This window comes from Bacillus sp. FJAT-49711 (assembly GCF_018343715.1).
GTDB lineage: Bacteria > Bacillota > Bacilli > Bacillales > Bacillaceae_C > Lederbergia.
In genome coordinates this window covers 268,976-286,811 of record NZ_JAGYPL010000004.1, presented here as the reverse complement: position 1 = coordinate 286,811, position 17,836 = coordinate 268,976, and the positions used below count along the sequence as shown (strand labels likewise).

At 37.3% G+C, this 17,836-nt stretch carries 14 protein-coding genes; 10 read left to right on the top strand and 4 right to left on the bottom strand.

The genetic code is table 11. From position 1 onward, the window contains the following. The first annotated feature begins 408 nt into the window (after positions 1 to 408). From KHA96_RS19035 to KHA96_RS18990, 10 genes are all read left to right on the top strand, one after another. On the top strand, positions 409 to 1,605 hold the full coding sequence (locus KHA96_RS19035; RefSeq protein WP_213130895.1) for an MFS transporter: 1,197 nt from the start codon (positions 409 to 411) through the stop codon (positions 1,603 to 1,605). Positions 1,606 to 1,853: 248 nt separating this feature from the next. Further along, on the top strand, positions 1,854 to 2,840 hold the full coding sequence (locus tag KHA96_RS19030; protein WP_213130894.1) for a Gfo/Idh/MocA family protein: 987 nt from the start codon (positions 1,854 to 1,856) through the stop codon (positions 2,838 to 2,840). A 159-nt stretch (positions 2,841 to 2,999) separates the two neighbouring features. Further along, positions 3,000 to 5,057 (top strand): tetratricopeptide repeat protein, encoded by a 2,058-nt coding sequence (locus KHA96_RS19025; RefSeq protein ID WP_213130893.1) that lies wholly within the window; start codon positions 3,000 to 3,002, stop codon positions 5,055 to 5,057. A gap of 18 nt (positions 5,058 to 5,075) precedes the next feature. After that, complete coding sequence (gene mgsA, locus KHA96_RS19020) at positions 5,076 to 5,459, top strand: methylglyoxal synthase (RefSeq protein WP_213130892.1); 384 nt, start codon at positions 5,076 to 5,078, stop codon at positions 5,457 to 5,459. A 537-nt stretch (positions 5,460 to 5,996) separates the two neighbouring features. Beyond that, a complete protein-coding gene (locus tag KHA96_RS19015; protein ID WP_213130891.1) occupies positions 5,997 to 7,730 on the top strand; it encodes an AAA family ATPase in 1,734 nt (577 codons plus the stop codon). 167 nt (positions 7,731 to 7,897) lie between these two features. Beyond that, the gene (locus tag KHA96_RS19010) at positions 7,898 to 9,040 is read left to right on the top strand and encodes a polysaccharide deacetylase family protein (RefSeq protein ID WP_249315755.1); all 1,143 of its coding nucleotides are present in this window, start codon (positions 7,898 to 7,900) and stop codon (positions 9,038 to 9,040) included. A gap of 183 nt (positions 9,041 to 9,223) precedes the next feature. Then, positions 9,224 to 10,198, top strand: coding sequence for a YncE family protein (locus KHA96_RS19005; RefSeq protein ID WP_213130890.1), 975 nt, complete (start codon positions 9,224 to 9,226; stop codon positions 10,196 to 10,198). Position 10,199: 1 nt separating this feature from the next. Next, the gene (locus KHA96_RS19000) at positions 10,200 to 10,874 is read left to right on the top strand and encodes a response regulator transcription factor (protein WP_213130889.1); all 675 of its coding nucleotides are present in this window, start codon (positions 10,200 to 10,202) and stop codon (positions 10,872 to 10,874) included. Continuing rightward, the gene (locus KHA96_RS18995; RefSeq protein ID WP_213130888.1) at positions 10,871 to 12,274 is read left to right on the top strand and encodes a sensor histidine kinase; all 1,404 of its coding nucleotides are present in this window, start codon (positions 10,871 to 10,873) and stop codon (positions 12,272 to 12,274) included. Before KHA96_RS19000 ends, KHA96_RS18995 begins: the two co-directional genes overlap by 4 nt. A 69-nt stretch (positions 12,275 to 12,343) precedes the next feature. After that, entirely contained in the window at positions 12,344 to 13,117 is a 774-nt protein-coding gene (locus KHA96_RS18990; RefSeq protein ID WP_213130887.1) for a FixH family protein, read from the top strand. Positions 13,118 to 13,268: 151 nt separating this feature from the next. Here KHA96_RS18990 and KHA96_RS18985 read toward each other — a convergent pair whose 3' ends face one another. From KHA96_RS18985 to KHA96_RS18970, 4 genes are all read right to left on the bottom strand, one after another. Continuing rightward, positions 13,269 to 14,432 (bottom strand): iron-containing alcohol dehydrogenase, encoded by a 1,164-nt coding sequence (locus KHA96_RS18985; RefSeq protein WP_213130886.1) that lies wholly within the window; start codon positions 14,430 to 14,432, stop codon positions 13,269 to 13,271. 104 nt (positions 14,433 to 14,536) lie between these two features. Continuing rightward, positions 14,537 to 15,451 carry a homoserine kinase gene (gene thrB, locus KHA96_RS18980; protein ID WP_213130885.1) on the bottom strand — a complete coding sequence of 305 codons (915 nt, stop codon included), beginning with the start codon at positions 15,449 to 15,451 and terminating at the stop codon, positions 14,537 to 14,539. Continuing rightward, on the bottom strand, positions 15,448 to 16,509 hold the full coding sequence (thrC, locus tag KHA96_RS18975; RefSeq protein WP_213130884.1) for a threonine synthase: 1,062 nt from the start codon (positions 16,507 to 16,509) through the stop codon (positions 15,448 to 15,450). The genes thrB and thrC overlap by 4 nt, the downstream gene beginning before the upstream one ends. Beyond that, complete coding sequence (locus tag KHA96_RS18970; RefSeq protein WP_213130883.1) at positions 16,506 to 17,807, bottom strand: homoserine dehydrogenase; 1,302 nt, start codon at positions 17,805 to 17,807, stop codon at positions 16,506 to 16,508. Before KHA96_RS18970 ends, thrC begins: the two co-directional genes overlap by 4 nt. Positions 17,808 to 17,836: the final 29 nt, after the last annotated feature.

The window sequence follows — 17,836 nt, the reverse complement described above, 5'->3', positions numbered from 1 at the left end:
TCTCTTTGCTATTATCTAAAAACCTTCTTCATCATTACATATCAGTATTCTAATTGTCGAATTGAATATACAAAATATTCTACCACAAGAAGTTCATGATGCAAGAGGTTGAAGAAATATTTTCAAGAAAAACTTGTGATTATGTTACTTTTTCATTTTTTAATAAAAATGCAAATAAATCGAAAGGCTAAGGGCAAATGGAGGAAAAGCTTTTGAATCTGAGGTTGTGGTCGAGATGTCTTGTTATAAACAAATCATAGATTCGTGTTAAAAATGATTTAATCAACACGGTTGTTTTTTTTGCTCCTGCCAAGTTGTATGGAAACAGTATTATTTGTTTATAGGGTCCAACAAAGCTATAATAAGGTGCATTATAGACGACTATATTAATGAAAAGAGTAAAGCCATATGAAAATCTCTAAAAAATTTGCTATATATATTTTAATGTTCAATATGTTTATCACATTTAGTGCGATTGGAATTATTATTCCGGTTATGCCAACGTATTTGAAAACGTTTGGAGCTGCGGGACAAGCATTAGGTTTTATGATAGCAATCATTGCTTTTGCCCAATTTATATTCTCTCCGGCTGCTGGAAATTTATCGGATCGCTATGGACGGAAAAGATTAATTATTTTCGGACTTCTATTGAATGGTCTTTCGCAAATTGCTTTTGGGCTGTCTACCGAACTTTGGATGCTTTATCTTTGTCGATTTTTTACAGGAGTTGGTTCTGCATTCATCGTTCCCCCAGTAATGGCCTATACTGCCGATATAACAACTAATGAAGAACGTGGGAAAGCAATGAGCTGGCTTGGGGCTGCAATTTCATTAGGTTTTATGATTGGCCCAGGAATCGGTGGTTTATTATCTAATATCAGCTTGCATTTCCCATTCTATTTTGGAGGGTCTGCCACAATCTTGGCCGGAATTTTATCTTTAATGATCCTCCCATCAATCAGGCCTGTAGTTAAGGAGCAGCCAAAGGGACTGCCAAAAGGCGAAAATATTATTCAACAAATGGCCCGCTCTTTTAAAACTAGCTATTTTGTTTTTTTAATCGTTGTATTTGTATTTTCTTTTGGCATTGCTAATTTCCAGTCCACTTTAACGATGTTTTTGACATATAAATTTAATTATACGCCAAACGACATTGCTATTGTCATTACAGTTGGTGGCTTTGTCGGTGTCATTGTTCAAGTTTTTGCTTTAAATAAATTATTTATTGCGTTCGGTGAAATGAGAATTATTTTATTTGGTCTATTTGTAGCAGCTATTAGTCTGTATGGGATGTTATTTGTCAGCAGTTTTTACATCATTTTATTGGTTGCGACTATATTCTCAACTGCAACTACTTTAATTCGACCGGCCGTTAATACATTAATTTCAAAATCCGCGGGCGATGAACAAGGGTATGCTGCTGGTATGAACAATTCCTATATGAGCTTAGGAAATATGATTGGGCCCGCATTAGCTGGCACCTTATTTGATTGGCATAGGAACATCCCTTTTGCATTTGGTGCAATTATATTACTCGGCTGTTTCATCCTGACGTATATTTGGACAAAGAAAGGAGCCGCCCGGAAACAGAATGCGTCGCAGTGAATCCAAGCAAGTTAAACGACTTATGTTATATATAAAATCATTTTTTGATGGGGACATCTCCTAATTAACTGCTGGCCAGTAACATTATAGGAGACGTCTTTCTTTTTTTCGGGATGATCAAAGGGGTTCGATCATCGAAAAATGTTGATAATTCGATAAAATTCTATCTTTTAAATGCAAGATTTCCGCAAATGAAATATAGTAAGAATAAACATATAAAGATTTTCATTATAATGGGAGGGTAAGGGATGATTCGTTTTGGAATAATTGGAACGAATTGGATTACAGCCGAGTTTATTCGTTCCGCTCAGCATATAGAAGATTTTCAACTAACTGCTGTTTATTCACGCACTGAAGAAAAAGCGCGAGAGTTTGCAGCAAAGTATGATGTGAATACCGTTTATACAAATATAGAGGAGATGGCTCAAAGTGATGCTTTGGACGCCGTTTATATTGCAAGTCCCAATTCATTCCATGCTGAGCAATCTATAATGTTTCTTCAAAATGGCAAGCATGTCTTATGTGAAAAGCCAATTGCTTCCAATCCTACTGAGCTGGAAAAAATGATTCAAGCAGCTAAAAGTCATAATGTTTTGTTGATGGAGGCGCTGAAAACGACACTGCTACCAAATTTCATTGCAGTTCAGGAAAATTTACATAAAATCGGAAAGGTTAGAAGGTTTTTCGCAAACTTTTCAAAATACTCTTCGCGGTATGATGCGTATCGAGATGGAACGATATTAAATGCATTTAATCCCATTTTTTCGAATGGATCGTTAATGGATTTGGGTATTTATTGTATATATCCCCTTGTTGTCTTATTCGGGGAACCGAAAAAAATTCAGGCTAATGCAGTTATGCTTGATTCGGGCGTAGATGGAGGTGGTAGCCTACTTTTACAATATGATGAATTTGAAGCCGTCTTAACTCATTCTAAAATCGTCAATTCTTATACTCCATCAGAAATACAAGGTGAGGACGGAAGCTTGATCATTGATGAAATTTCGACACCGGAAAAGGTGGAAATCCGATACCGAAATGGGAAAATGGAAAATATAGGTCAGCCTTATATAGTTCCTTCCATGTATTATGAAGTAGAAGAATTTATTAATTTGATAAAATCGGGAATGATGGAATCTAAAATTAATTCATATGAAAATTCCTTAATTACTGCCAGGATTCTATCCGAAGCAAGAAAGCAGATTGGACTTGTGTATCCTGCCGATAAAGCGTAGGATATCATGTCCAACTTTAGAGCGGATAAAAAAGTCCGAAAGCAGACTTTTTTCTAATCAGGTGCTTACGCTTTTCTTATAAAATTCATTTGGAAGACGGTGAAAAAAATGGCGTTTGAAGAAAATTTTATCCAAAAAACATATTATCAGACGTTTATATTGGATAATGAAAAACGACATCCTATTAATGTATTGGGGGACTTATTTTTTGCAGAACAAAAAAAGGATCTTCCCGATCTTTCCATGATCCGTTTTGCACAAGGTGAAGCTTACTATCATTGCCAAGATTTTGAAGCTGCCATTTTCAAATGGGAAAGTATTCATAATGAACTAGAACCATGGGCCAGAAAAAATATGGCTGATGCGTATATTGAACTCGACTTATTGGATACGGCAGAGAACATTTATCAAACGGTTACTACTGATTCACTAATACTTAATACCGAAATTACCCTGCAATTATTTGGGTTATATTTCGCGAAGGGCAGGTTCTCTGAGGCGAATCAAATGATTCAAAATGCTGTCCAACTTAATCCTGATTATCCAAATGTAACCAAATTGGCAAGAGCTTTTTATGAAAATCAGGAAGATTGGAATCGGGCTATTGAGCTTGCTGCCAACGAGGCTATTCGTACAAAGTCTAATAGCTGGTATACAACATTAAATACTTATATTAACGAGGGGCACGCAAAATATCACGATCCTGCTTTTTTTGCCCCAGTAATAACAGTTCAAGCTCAGGATAATCTTCAACAATTTTCAAATACTGTTGCAGGACTTTGGGTAAATTATCATAATCAGAACACTTATCATACTTGGTTGCACACGATAAATGACATCATAATAGAAAATGCCGTGGAGAATGACAATCGTCTGTCCAAATTATTCGAGGGTTCATTTATTGAATTGATTGATGGGATGTACGACTTAACAGAAGTAGAAAAAATGATGCCTATGTTTTTAAAAGCATGGCAAAAAGTTTCAAATGTAAATAATTCGTTATTTGTTTCTACAGCGATATTGTCGTGGAATGATATTTTTCCTGAAACACTAAATAGTAAGATTGTTGAAAAGGCGGAATCCGATTTATCGAAGGTCAATCACAACACTGATATTTTTCGGGAATGTATTGAAATCTTTCAATCTATTAAAAATTGGGCAGAGTCCAATCAATTGGCTGTCGGTGAAGATATTGAATGGATCATAGACGATGTAGAGATAGGGCAGCATGAACTGACAACAAACCTCTTATTAGCAATTAGAAAAAGTATAACGAGTTTGCTTGAACAACAAGAAAAAACGAGTCTTTTATTGTCCGAATCAATCGAAAAAGATGATGATATTTTAGCGAGGATGCAAGGATCAATTCATCAATTAGAGGATTTGGAAGAGGAAAAAGTACATGTTATCGCTGAAGCTTATAACAATATTAAGGAAGAGATTAAAACAGATTTACAAAAAACGATTCCAAAACTAATTAGAGAATCATCGGAAATAATAAAAGAAGATAGTGATTTCGGAAAAATTCATCTAGATGTAAATAATGAGATGAATAAAAGAATTGATGAATATTTAAATAATATGATCATTCCTATTTTTATTCGCTCACTGGAAGACTGGCTCGCTTTTTCACAAGTAGAACTGTCAAAATGCCAAGATCAAATGACTGAATGGGCCGATGGATTTAACGTACTGCTAGCTGAGGAGAAATTGACACTGCTTTGCGATTTTCAAATCATCGATGATTGGAAAAGGGATATTGACAGGATGACAAGTTCGGTCAATATTGAAAAAGAAAATATTTTATTGAGAAGAACACCTTCTCAAGTATTGCTGAAAGGTGCAGGGAAATTATTAGGAGTACTTCCGAAAAATAATGCAATACTTGCTAATACGTATAAAAGCTATATACAAAACGAAACGTACGAAGAAACAGCCAATTCCATTACAACGAAGTTCTTTAAACAGTTTGAATTACTGGAAAAAGCCATTGGCAGAGATGTTCACATATTCTTTCGGGAACCGTTAAGTATATTGAAACAAACTGTAGACGAACTGGATGAAAAGGTAGAAAGCAACAAGGTAGATTTAGCAAAGCTTAAATCCAATCCCGAGTTATTCCTCAATCGTTTGAAACTATTTGAAGTAAAACTGCGCCAATATGAGTGGATAAATTATAGTAAACGCATTGATAGGGAATCAGCAGAAAAATTTTAATGTTGGGGGAAAAAGAGCATGAAAATAGCATTGATTGCACATGATAAAAAGAAAGACGATATGATCCAATTTGCTACTGCCTATAAATTAATTTTGCAAGAACATGAGTTATTTGCAACAGGTACGACAGGAGCAAAGATTATGGAAGCGACTGGATTGGAAATTCGCCGTTTTCAATCGGGTCCCCTTGGGGGAGATCAGCAAATTGGAGCGTACATTGCCCAAAATGAAATGGATATGATCATCTTTTTCCGTGATCCTTTAACAGCTCAGCCTCATGAACCAGACGTTTCTGCTTTAATGCGCCTTTGCGACGTGTATGGTGTGCCACTTGCGACAAACATGGGCACTGCGGAAATTTTAATTAGAGGGTTGGAGAAAGGATTTCTTGATTGGCGATAATATCTAATGATTGAAGAGAACCTTGTGATGCAAGGTTCTTTTTTATAAGTAAAGGAAGTAAAAAAATTTTATACGATCCTTATTTAATACAAGTCTTTCATTATCTAGCTCTTGGCGCCAGCCTCAAGGTCAAATAAACGGAGTCAATAAAAGTCAATGACCCGGACTTTTTTGACTCAGAACATTTGCTTGTTGGAGGCCCGCAGAATGCGGGTTAGAAAGGCGTTGCGACGTAAATGAATGTCTCGTGCAGGCGAAGCGACAGAACGTTGCGCCTATAGTCTTCCTTCCCCTAAGGGGTCCTCCGCTTTTCTTATATGCAAAAAAGTCAATTAGTCATGAAAATGTCATAAAATGTATAATGACCATTATATTAAAATAATGTTATACTTATTGCTAGATTCTAATTTAAATAATGTCTAGCCCCGGCGCCAATTGACAAGAAAACTTCTAGCCCTTCAACGATAAGTCAACGGCCCTGAAGTTTTAACGTCGATGACGAAGACGCTTGCGCTTTTCTATAAAGGAGATGGAACAGTGAGATCTAATTCCAGAATCGCATCGAAAATTGTTCCTTTAGCCATTGGGATTGTCGTTGTTGCATCAGTCATTTTGTGGGTAGTTCTGACTATGAATAAGGGGACGGTTATTCCATTTTCAGCTATAGAAAAAACCATTCAAGCTCAAAATGGAGAGTCTGTAACACTTAAAGAAATGTCAGATGGTACACTTTATATAAATACACCTGAGGGAAAGTATGTTTCTCACTTTCGTCCAAATAGCCCGTTAGTCGAAGAGCTAGTTGAAAAATATAATGTTAACTATAAGTATTCTGACGGGAGTCAAGCAGGAAATTGGATCTTTGGAGGAATTGTGATTCTTTTAATTGCCGCCGCCGTCATTGTTCAGCGAAAAGGTGGAGCAGGCATTACGAAAATGAAACATAGCACTTCAAAACCATTACCGCTTCCGAGTATTACACTAGATGATATCGGTGGTTTACCTGAAGAGATGAAGGAAGAAATCCACCAAACTTTAGAAATTATTAAAAACCCAGAACGATCTTCAAAAATTGGGATTAAAGCACCGAAAGGGATTTTATTATACGGACCTCCTGGGACTGGAAAAACATTACTTGCCCAAGGGATTGCAAATGAAATTGGAGCTAGCTTTTTTTCAGCAAGTGGATCTGCGTTCACAGAGTTATTTGTTGGAGTAGGGGCATCGCGTATTAGAGGATTATTCGAAAATGCAAGAAAGCAAACTCCAGCCGTTATCTTTATTGATGAAGTGGATGCACTTGCAGGGAAAAGGAAACAGCATGGTGGGGAAGAAGCAGAAAAAACATTGACTGAGTTGCTTGTCCAGCTTGATGGTGGACATGCAAACGACGGAATTCTTTTCATTTCAGCTACGAATAGAAAAGATATGCTGGATGACGCTTTCCTCCGTCCAGGAAGAATTGACTTTACTTTCCAAGTGCCGTTGCCGGATACAAAAGGAAGAAAAGAAATTATCGACATCCACACAAAAGGAAAAAGATTGTCCCATGAAGTGTATGCTTCTTTAAATACTCTTGCTGAAAGCACTACTGGTTTTTCAGGTGCACAAATTAGCAATTTATTTGAATCAGCAAGTAGAAAAGCTGTTCGTGAAGGTCGAGATGTAGTCGATATGGATGATTTGGACTATGCTATTGATCGAACCATACTTGGGAATACATCAAGAGCATTGAATGATCCTGAAACGAAGCGACGTGTAGCCATCCATGAATCAGGGCACGCTCTTATTCAAGCATTAACGAAACCTGGCTCTGTCCGTAAAGCAACCATTATCCCGCGTGGACAAGCTTTAGGATATGTTGCACCTATTCAAAAAGAACTTCATTTAACGACTTCAAGTGAGTTGTTAGATCAAGTAAGCATGATTCTCGCAGGAGGCGTAGCGGAGCGTATTTATCTTGGTGAGCATAGCATCGGTGTTAGTGGAGATGTTCAGCAAGCTAAGCAAATATTAGAAGATATGGTCGAAACAGGTATGCTTCAAGATGGATTTACTTTAACATTCCATAAACAAGCTAAAGATGAAAAAATGCAAGATTTATTTCAAAAGGCATTAGAAAAAACAGAGCTAATGATTAAAGCACATCAAGCTGAATTTGATCATTTGGTTGATAAGCTGTTGAAGAAAGAGACATTAGATGGATTAGAAGTGCAAGAAATTGTGACTGGAACAGGTTCCTTTCGACAAGATGAACTAGCAATCAACTAATATCTTCAATCCCTTCATCAAATATTTTTGAGAAGGGATTTTTTTCTGCCCAAATGTTAGTTAAAATATATTACAATTAAACTGTAATAATTGTAACCTTTCTGTAACGCTTTTTGAATAAAACTGTTTTATGATACTAGTAGAATCATGTCGAGGGGTTGAAGGGATTGAAGGGGTCGGAAAGGAAAAGAAAAAAATTAAATCGCTTAGGGAAAATAACAGTCGGTTCTTTTATTTTGTTTATCATGGTCCTAACGTATTTCATTTGGGATGGGATCGCTGAAAAGAATGCTGCTGCTCGTAAAAATATAATAATGCCGACAATGGCCGTTGAAAATGTAAATGCAAAAGATAAACAATCTGATAGCATTGAAGGCAAAACAAATATGGCAAAAGAAAAAAATCAAGATGAGCAAGGGATAGAAATAGATAACCAAACCGAAGAGGCGAAAGGAAATGGGCAATCGATCGATGTAGAGGATAGACAGAATCATGAGAAAGAATTAAAAAAACATACAGAAGAAATAGAAAAGCAAAAACAAGAGTTAGAGAAACGTAAACAAGAAATACGTGAGCATGAAAAAGAACTTGAAAAACATAAAAAAGAATTAGAAAAACATAATGAAAATATCAAAAAGAATCAGCAAGATAAAGAACAACCTGCTAAAGAAAAGACTCCTCAGAAAACGCCAAAAAAAGAGCAGCCAGCAAAAACAGACAAAATTGTTTATTTGACATTTGATGACGGTCCTCATGCTGTTTCGAAAGATATATTAAAAATATTAAAGAAATACAATGCAAAAGCCACATTTTTTATGCTTGAACCAAATATGAGAAATTATCCAGATGCCGTAAGAGCAATGGTTAAGGAAGGGCATGCAGTAGGCGTTCACGGGGTTTCCCATGATGTCTCAAAAATATATCGTTCTCCTGCAAGTTTTATAGGTGAAATGAATAAGGCGATCGATTTTATTAAAACAACAACCAATGTGCAGACACATCTTATAAGAGCGCCATACGGGTCAAAGCCGTATGTGACAGCTCCATTTAAAGCTGCTGCCGATAAAGAGAAGCTGATTTTGTGGGATTGGAACATTGATTCGACTGACTGGAAGATGACGAATGGGGCATATGTAAATAATGTCATCCACCAAACGCAACAATTTAATAAAAATGAGCCAATCATTGTATTAATGCATGAAAAGCCGACCACGCTCGCCCATTTAGAAAAAGTATTAAAATATTATAAAGATAACGGTTATGAAATGAGAGCATTGGATGAAACGATGAAGCCAGTACAGTTTAAATAAATCCGGAGCTAATCGTGAGTCTATATAAATATATTACAAACATTAAAGCGCAGGGGATTCCTTGGGCTTTTTAACTTGTGGTTGCCCAATATTCCTAAAAACTACATAGTAATTTCATCAATATATCACATTATTAGGTTATTCTTAAATAAAGAACCTTCTTTATATCGAGGGAGAGATGAAATGAAGATAATTAATTTCATAACTGCTTTCACAATCATAATGGTAATCTTTCTGACAGGATGTCAGGAAAAGAAGCAAAAACCGATTACTAACAGTCAGCCATTCGTAGCGACTTTGAATGTAAAAGAAAATAGTATGAGTTTTATTAACGAAAGCGGAGAGGAACTTACAAAATGGAATTTTAACAAAATGTACACCGGAGGTTTTTTGCATACAGATGGTGACACATTAGTTTTATATGGTCCCGAAGTCGAAGGAATTGATTTTTACTCAGTTAAGACTGGAAAAATAGAGAAGACCATAAAAACAGGTAAAGGGATCGTGAATGGTATATACATTCCATCGATTTCTAAATTTGCTTTTGCTAATAAAAATCGCAATGAAGTACTCTTTTTTAATAAAAAAGGAAATGAAACGAATAAAATCAAAACGAAGAACTATCCAATGGCGATGGCGGCAGACGACCTTAACCTGTATGTAGCTGCTTTTCAAGGAGAAGAATTGTCTATTATTCAATTGAGTACATTGGAAGTGAGTGATGAAATTTCGATACCTTCTTCCTCGGTAGGAATGTTATTGCGTGAAGACGAGGAAGAAATATGGATCGGTGGCCATGGAGTAGGGAATAAAGCCAAATCTTCCATTTCTGTTATTTCGCTAAAGTCAAAGAAGATAGAAGAGGAAATTTCTGCCCCGCTCATGCCCGTAGACTTTTATGAAAATAGTCATGGTATATATTCTATCAGCCATGGAACGAATATGCTCTACCATTTTACTCACGATAAACAATTGATTGAGCAATTGGAAGTAGGGGCGAATCCTTTTGCAATCCATTATTTTCAAGGGAACATAATGGTAGCAGGATTTGACAGTGAAGAGCTGTACTGGATAAACCCTGATTCGTTAAAAATTGAGCGGACAACAAAAGTAGGCAAGGGACCATTTGTTATTATTGTACGTGAGAAGGTGAATTAAGATGAATATTTTAATAGTGGATGATGAAGAAGATTTACGCAGCCTCATTGCCATGTATTTGCATAATTCAGGTTTCAAAACGTTTGAAGCAGCTGGCTATAGAGGAACCAAACAGTTGCTTGAAACTGAAAAGATAGATCTTATCTTGCTTGATATTATGCTGCCTGATGTGGACGGTTTTGAAATTTGTAAAGCCATTCGTAAAAACAGTAATATTCCAATTATCTTTTTATCCGCAAAAGGAGAAGAATGGGATAAAGTTAAAGGTTTACAGCTCGGTGGAGATGATTATATTGTAAAACCTTTTTCACCTGGGGAACTTGTCGCTAGAATAGAAGCAGTATTGCGGAGAGGAGATTTACGAGCAACTTCAGAATCTACGTTAGGATTTGGGCCGATCAAATTACATGTGGATCAGAGAAAACTTACGATTAATGATGAAGACATTAACGTCACTTATAAGGAATTTGAATTACTCGGTTTGATGATGGGTTATCCTGGAAAAGTTTTTACGAGAGAAGCGCTTCTTGATCAAGTGTGGGGCATGGATTATCAAGGTGGATTAAGGACAGTTGATACTCATATTAAAACTTTGCGCATGAAAATTGGCAAGGAAGCTGGGAGTATGATACAGACCGTATGGGGATGCGGATATAAATTGGAGTTGCCGAAATGAAGCTAGGTTTAGCTCGTAAATTATCATTAGCATTATTGATTGCATTTATTGTTTCGATAATATCCACTTACTTTTTTTCTTTCTTTTTATATGAACGATTGTATGTTCAAAATATGAAAGAGGAAATGCTGGATACCGGTACAAGCCTCGCGGAATCTTATGAGTCGGGGACGATATCAGAAAAAATGATGGATGAAATTAATTGGTTTAATAGTAAATCGAAATTCGAAATCTTTGCGGTTAAAAACCCACGGGAATTAAGTATGTGTCTACCTTTTGAAATGGACTATGAAGCATTAATTAATGGGGAAGAAAGAGAGCAGCTGTTAAAGGGGGATATCGTCTTTAAGAAAGGACGAGTAGATAGGTTGGATCGGGAAGTCATTTCTGCAGTTATCCCTTTATTAGATGAAAAAAGATTAGAGGGAATTATTTATATTTACTACCCATTAGCAAAGCTAAACGAGATGACATTCCAATACACTATCTATTGGCTAGTAGGGGCTGCTATCTTTTTACTAATTGCCCTGACAATGGGAAATAAGTGGATAAAGTCTCTCCTTACACCGATGGTTGATATGAAGATCGCAGCACAAGAGCTGGCGGATGGAAACCTTTCTACTAGAATCAATCATTATCATGACGACGAAATCGGGCAGCTTGCCAAGACTTTTAATAAAATGGCTGAATCGATTCAAATAGAGGATGAACAGAGAAAAGAGTTTTTAGCTAATGTTTCTCATGAATTAAGAACACCATTAAGCCACATAAAAGGGTATATGGAAGCCATTCAAATGGGGATTGTATCAGGTAAAGATGTTCATAAGTATCAGCAAATCATTGTACGTGAATCTAAGCGGATGGAAAGACTTGTAGATGATTTATTGGAATTAGCTAAACTAGAATCAAAAGAGTTTTCTTTAAAAAAAGCCCCTATATCTCTTGCACAAACAATTGAGGAAGCGATTGAGAAAAGTAAGCCTAGAATGCTTGAAAAAGGAATAGATTTAGTGTATCAGTTGGACTATGAATTAATTGTTGAGGCAGATGCAGAACGTCTTGAACAAGCATTTTTAAATATATTGGATAATGCAATCCGCTATTCAGCTCAAAATAGTACGATTAAGATATCACTAATAAAAGAGGATTCCGATTTTGCATTGCTGGCAATTGAAGATAATGGAAGTGGAATCCCTAAAGAAGATTTAAAGAAAATCACTGAACGATTTTATCGGGTGAACAAGGCGAGGACAAGAAAGGAAGGCGGAACAGGTCTAGGTTTATCTATTGTAGAAAAGTTAATAAAGCTGCATCAAGGAACTTTAAATATTAAAAGCAGTGTTGGCAAAGGGACCATTGTTTTTATTAGACTGCCGCTTATCAACTTCAATAAAAAGTAACTTTTATTTCACATGAATTACACAAAATTATTGTAAAGTTACTTTATCATTTAACTGGAGGAGAAAAATTTGAAGAAGTTAATTGGAATTATTTCTATAAGTATGCTTGTTTTTATGCTAGCCGCATGTAATAGTGGCAAAAATAGTAATCAAGAGGATGAAATGCCTGAAATGTTAGACGTGGCGTTAGAGGTTCAAGAGACAGCAGATGTAAACGAGGAAGTCCCATTTAAAGCCACTGTTACACAAGGGGATGAAAAAGTCTCAGATGCAGATGAAGTTGTATTTGAAGTGTGGGAAGAAGGGAAAAAAGAAGAAGGTGAAATGATTGATTCCGTTAATCATAAAGACGGCACGTATGAAGCAAAAAAAGCTTTTGATCACGACGGTATGTTCACCGTACAAGTGCATGTGACAGCTCGTGGATTGCATACGATGCCTAAAAAGTCAGTTACAGTTGGCGAGGGTGTGCAAGATGAAAATACTCATAGTGATCACGAAGAAGGAGATCATGAGCACGGAGATCATGAACATGGCAATCATTCTGAAGACTTTAGCATGCACTTTATGAAACCGGAGTCCATAGAAAAAGGGAAAAACACGGAATTTATTGTCCATTTACAAGATCACGATCAGCCTTTAGAAAAAGCTCGTGTTCGCTATGAGATTTGGAATGATGAAATCTCTGATAAACATGAATGGGTAGATGCCAGTGAAACAAAGGCTGGAGAATACTCTGGAACACATGCTTTTAATGAAGCTGGATTATATTCTGTTAAAATTCACGTCCAAAATGATGAAGGATTGCATGAACATGAAGAATATGAAGTGGAAGTAAAATAAAAACCTGGGATCCCAGGTTTTTATTTTATGCTAAATGGAATTATTCAATTTACTGGCAGCTTCTCCGGGTTGACAGTTGTTCTACTGAATCGACTATCCGATATTTCAGTTTTGCCGGCAAGCAATTCCATCATCTAATCTAATTTGTTTACTATAATGATGCTTCATAAATAGCAACTACATCTTCCTTATTTAGCTTTTTAAAATTCCCAAACTCACCATGGACCATTGCTTTATCTGCCATGATGTCAAGCTTGCTATTATCAATGTCGTAATCAGCTAGGCGCGAAGGTGCTCCTATGCTACTCCAAAACTCGCGGAGCTTTTTGATTCCTTCCAAAGCGATTTCTTCATCTGTTTTTCCTTCAGAATTAACACCAAACACGCGAACGGCAAGCTTTTTGAAACGAGCAGGATTTACTTGTAAATTATGTTTCATCCAATTCGGGAAAAGAATGGCCAGTCCGCCGCCATGTGGAATATCGTAGACGGCAGAAACAGCGTGTTCAATATTATGAGTTGCCCAGTCGCCGCTGAAGCCCATATTGACCATTCCGTTTAAAGCCATCGTTCCACTGTAAAGAATGGTTTCTCGGTGTTCGTAATTCTCCAAATCATTCACAAGTTTTGGAGCTGTTTCCATTACAGTAAGTAAAATGGATTCACAGAGACGATCCTGTAACTCTGTATGTTCCGCTTGATGAAAGTAATGTTCAAAAACATGCGACATAATATCAACGATGCCGTAAACGGTTTGATCCTTTGGTACTGTATATGTGTTAACTGGATCAAGGATTGAGAATTTTGGAAAAGTATGAGGACTGCCCCAACCATATTTTTCATTTGTTTCCCAGTTTGTAATAACAGAGCCAGAGTTCATTTCTGATCCAGTGGCAGCCAAAGTTAAAACGGTTCCAAATGGAAGGGCGTCATTCACACTGCCTCGTTTAACAACAACATCCCATGCATCTCCATCATATTTTGCACCAGCTGCAATGGCCTTAGTACAGTCAATGACGCTTCCGCCGCCAACGGCCAATATAAAATCGATGCCTTCCTTTTTACAAATATCTACGCCTTTTCTAACGCTAGAGATCCGCGGATTCGGCTCGACTCCCGACAGTTCAAAGGTTTCAGCATCAATTTCTTGTAATAAAGCCATTACTTTATTGTATAAACCATTTCTTTTAATACTTCCGCCGCCATATACGAGGAGAACTTTTTTACCATACTTACGTACTTCCGTTTTTAATTGCTCAATTTGCCCTTTACCAAAAATAAGTTTTGTTGGATTCCAAAAAGTAAAATTATCCATAATTGTTCAGCCCCCTTTATGTATTATTATCGTTGAAAAAATAAGAGAATGCAAAAATGTAAACATTAAAAAAGCCTAGGCACTTTTGCCATAGGCTATCTTTGTCATGAATGATGATTCAATACATCAAGATTAACTCGACTTCCTGCTTGATCCATTTTCAAAACGATTACTTCATATGATGGGAGCAATTTCTGAAGCTGTGAAGCAACGGCTTCCCCATTACCTGTTGGTGCAAAGGAAATCATTGTTGGCCCTGCCCCGCTGATAACCGTTCCATATGCCCCAGCTAATTTTGCTTCTTGGCGAATATTATCATAGTTAGGAATGAGGGAAGATCGGTATGGTTCATGGAATAAATCTTCTTCCATCAACTTTCCAGCAAGCTGATAATTTCCAGAAACTAGTGCGGCAATCATAACATTTCCAACTGCACTTGCTTTAGCAGCTTCATTGCGTGCAAATTGATCCGGCAGAACCTTCCTCGCATCTTCTGTTTTTAATTCAACGACAGGAATATATACGATAAAATCAAGATCTGCTTCCGTTTTTTGAAACACTTCTATTTCGCTATTTGCCAGTTGCGACGTAATGACTAATCCGCCGTAAAGGGAAGCAGCTACATTATCGGGATGCCCTTCAATATCGGTTGCAATCCTTAACTTTTCTTCCATAGAAAGTGATAATTCACATAACTGGTCGGCAAGTTCAATGCCCGCTATAATAGCTGAAGCACTACTGCCAAGTCCACGAGCAAGCGGAATATCACTTTCTACAATGACTTTGCAAGATGGTAATGTGGAATGATATTTACTCGCCGTCCGTTCGGCCGTTTCATAAATTAAGTGTTCACTAGCTTTAGGAGCAGGGGGAAGATGTACAGATTGATGTATAAATTCCCATTGCTCTGATTTTTCAACACGCAGTGTTAAGTATAAATTTAACGCCAATCCAGCAGAGTCGAATCCGGGTCCAAGGTTTGCCGTACTTGCCGGAACGGTGATGCTGAACATACTCATGCAGTTACAACACCTTCGATATATTCTAATACAGTTTTTTCATCATTAGGAAGAACAACAGTATCAATATTGATTTCTGAAATAGCAGTTTGTGGATCTTTTAAACCGTTTCCTGTCAATACTGCGACTACTTTGCTGCCTTTTGGAATGCTGCCAGTCTTCACTTGTTGTAAAACTCCTGCGATAGAAGCGCAAGATGCAGGTTCAGCAAACACTCCTTCTGTCTTAGCAAGCAGTTTAAAGGCTTCAAGAATTTCAGCATCTGTAACTGATTCAATCATTCCACCGGATTCATCACGGGCTGCGACCGCTAGATGCCAGCTTGCCGGATTTCCAATACGTATCGCAGTTGCCACTGTTTCTGGTTCAGCAATAGGCTGCCCTTGTACAATTGCTGCAGCACCTTCGGCTTCAAAACCAAACATTTTAGGAAGTCCAGTTTTTTTCACATCATTGTATTCCTTAAAACCTTTCCAATAAGCACTTATATTACCAGCATTTCCAACTGGAATAGCAAGAATATCCGGTGCGCCGCCTAATTGATCACAAACCTCGAATGCGGCTGTTTTTTGACCTTCTAGACGATAAGGATTGACAGAATTGACGAGTGTCACCGCGGAAGTTTCACTCACTTTTCGAACCATATTTAAAGCTTCGTCAAAATTTCCTTCAATTTCGACTATTTCTGCACCATACATCATCGCCTGAGCAAGCTTTCCAAGTGCGACTTTTCCATTTGGAATGACGATAATTGCTCTAATGCCGGCTTTTGCTGCATATGCAGCTGCAGCCGCGGATGTATTTCCAGTGGAAGCACAAATAATCGAGTTGCTTCCAGATTCAACTGCTTTTGCAACAGCCATGACCATTCCACGATCCTTAAATGATCCGGTTGGGTTGGCTCCTTCAATTTTCGCATACAATTCAATCCCAAGCTGATTGGATAAGTTTGAGAGATGTACCAATGGGGTATTTCCCTCTTGTAGCGTTAATGCCGGTGTTTCATCTGTTACTGGTAAAAAATCTCTATAGTTTGCAATTAATCCCGGCCAATTCATTTTTTTGCATCTCCTTCTACACGGTAGTAGCTGATCACTTCTTCTACTACACTCAAATCTCTTAATTCCATGAGTGCTTTTTCAAAGCGCTCCATGGAAACATTATGTGTGACAATGATAATTTCTGCAAGTTCATTTTTGCTTAAAGGTGTTTGCAATATTTTTTCAAAGCTAATGTCCAATTCATTAAATAGGCTAGTAATTTTAGAGAAAGCTCCTACCTGATCTTTCAAATGAAGGCGGAAGTAATATTGGCCAAATCTTTGATCCGGTGTTTTCAACACTCTTTCAAATCGAGGCTTAACATAGCTTTTTCCATTAACTCCAAGTCTCATATTTTTAATGACGGCCACTACATCGGACATGACCGCTGTTGCAGTTGGAAGGCTTCCTGCACCAGGACCATAGAACATTGTTTCACCGACTGCTTCACCATTTACATAAATGGCGTTGTATTCATTTTTAACGGATGCAAGCGGGTGGCTTTTCGATAGGAATGTTGGCTGTACACTTACCTCCAATTGTTGATCTTCAAAATGTGCAAGACCGATTAATTTCATCACATAGCCCAATTTATTACCGTAATTTAAATCTTGTACGGAAACATTGCTAATGCCGGAAACTTCAACATCTGGAAGTTCTACATTTGTGAAAAAGGCAAGCCTAGCTAAAATGGCCATTTTACGAGCGGCATCTAGACCTTCTACGTCAGAAGTAGGATCAGCTTCAGCAAAACCAAGCTCTTGTGCTTCTTTTAGTGCACTTTCATAAGAGAGTCCGTCTTCATCCATTTTTGTTAAAATATAATTCGTTGTCCCGTTCACAATTCCCATTAATTTTTGAATTCGGTCTGAAACGAGTCCGTCTGACAGACCTCTTAAAATAGGAATGCCTCCGGCAACGCTTGCTTCATAAAATAAATCACATTTATTATCTAGTGCTTTTTGTTGTAATTCAGGTCCGTATAATGCGATGAGATCTTTATTAGCCGTTACGACATGTTTTTTAGCATCTAATGCTTGAATAATATGTTCGCGGGCTTCTTCAACTCCGCCAATTACTTCAATCACAATATCAATTTCTGGATCTTGTAATACATCATTCGGGTCAGTGGTGAGGTGTGTTTGCCCAATTTGAATATCTCGTTCTTTATCAACATCGCGAACAAGAATGCTTTTTACCTTTACTTCACAGCCAACTTGATGGACAAGCTCCTCTTGATGATTATTAATTAATTGTACAACACCGGAACCAACAGTTCCCAAACCTAGCAAACCGATAGAAACGTAGTTTTTCATTTTTGTCTTCACCTCTCCAATGTCCTTTG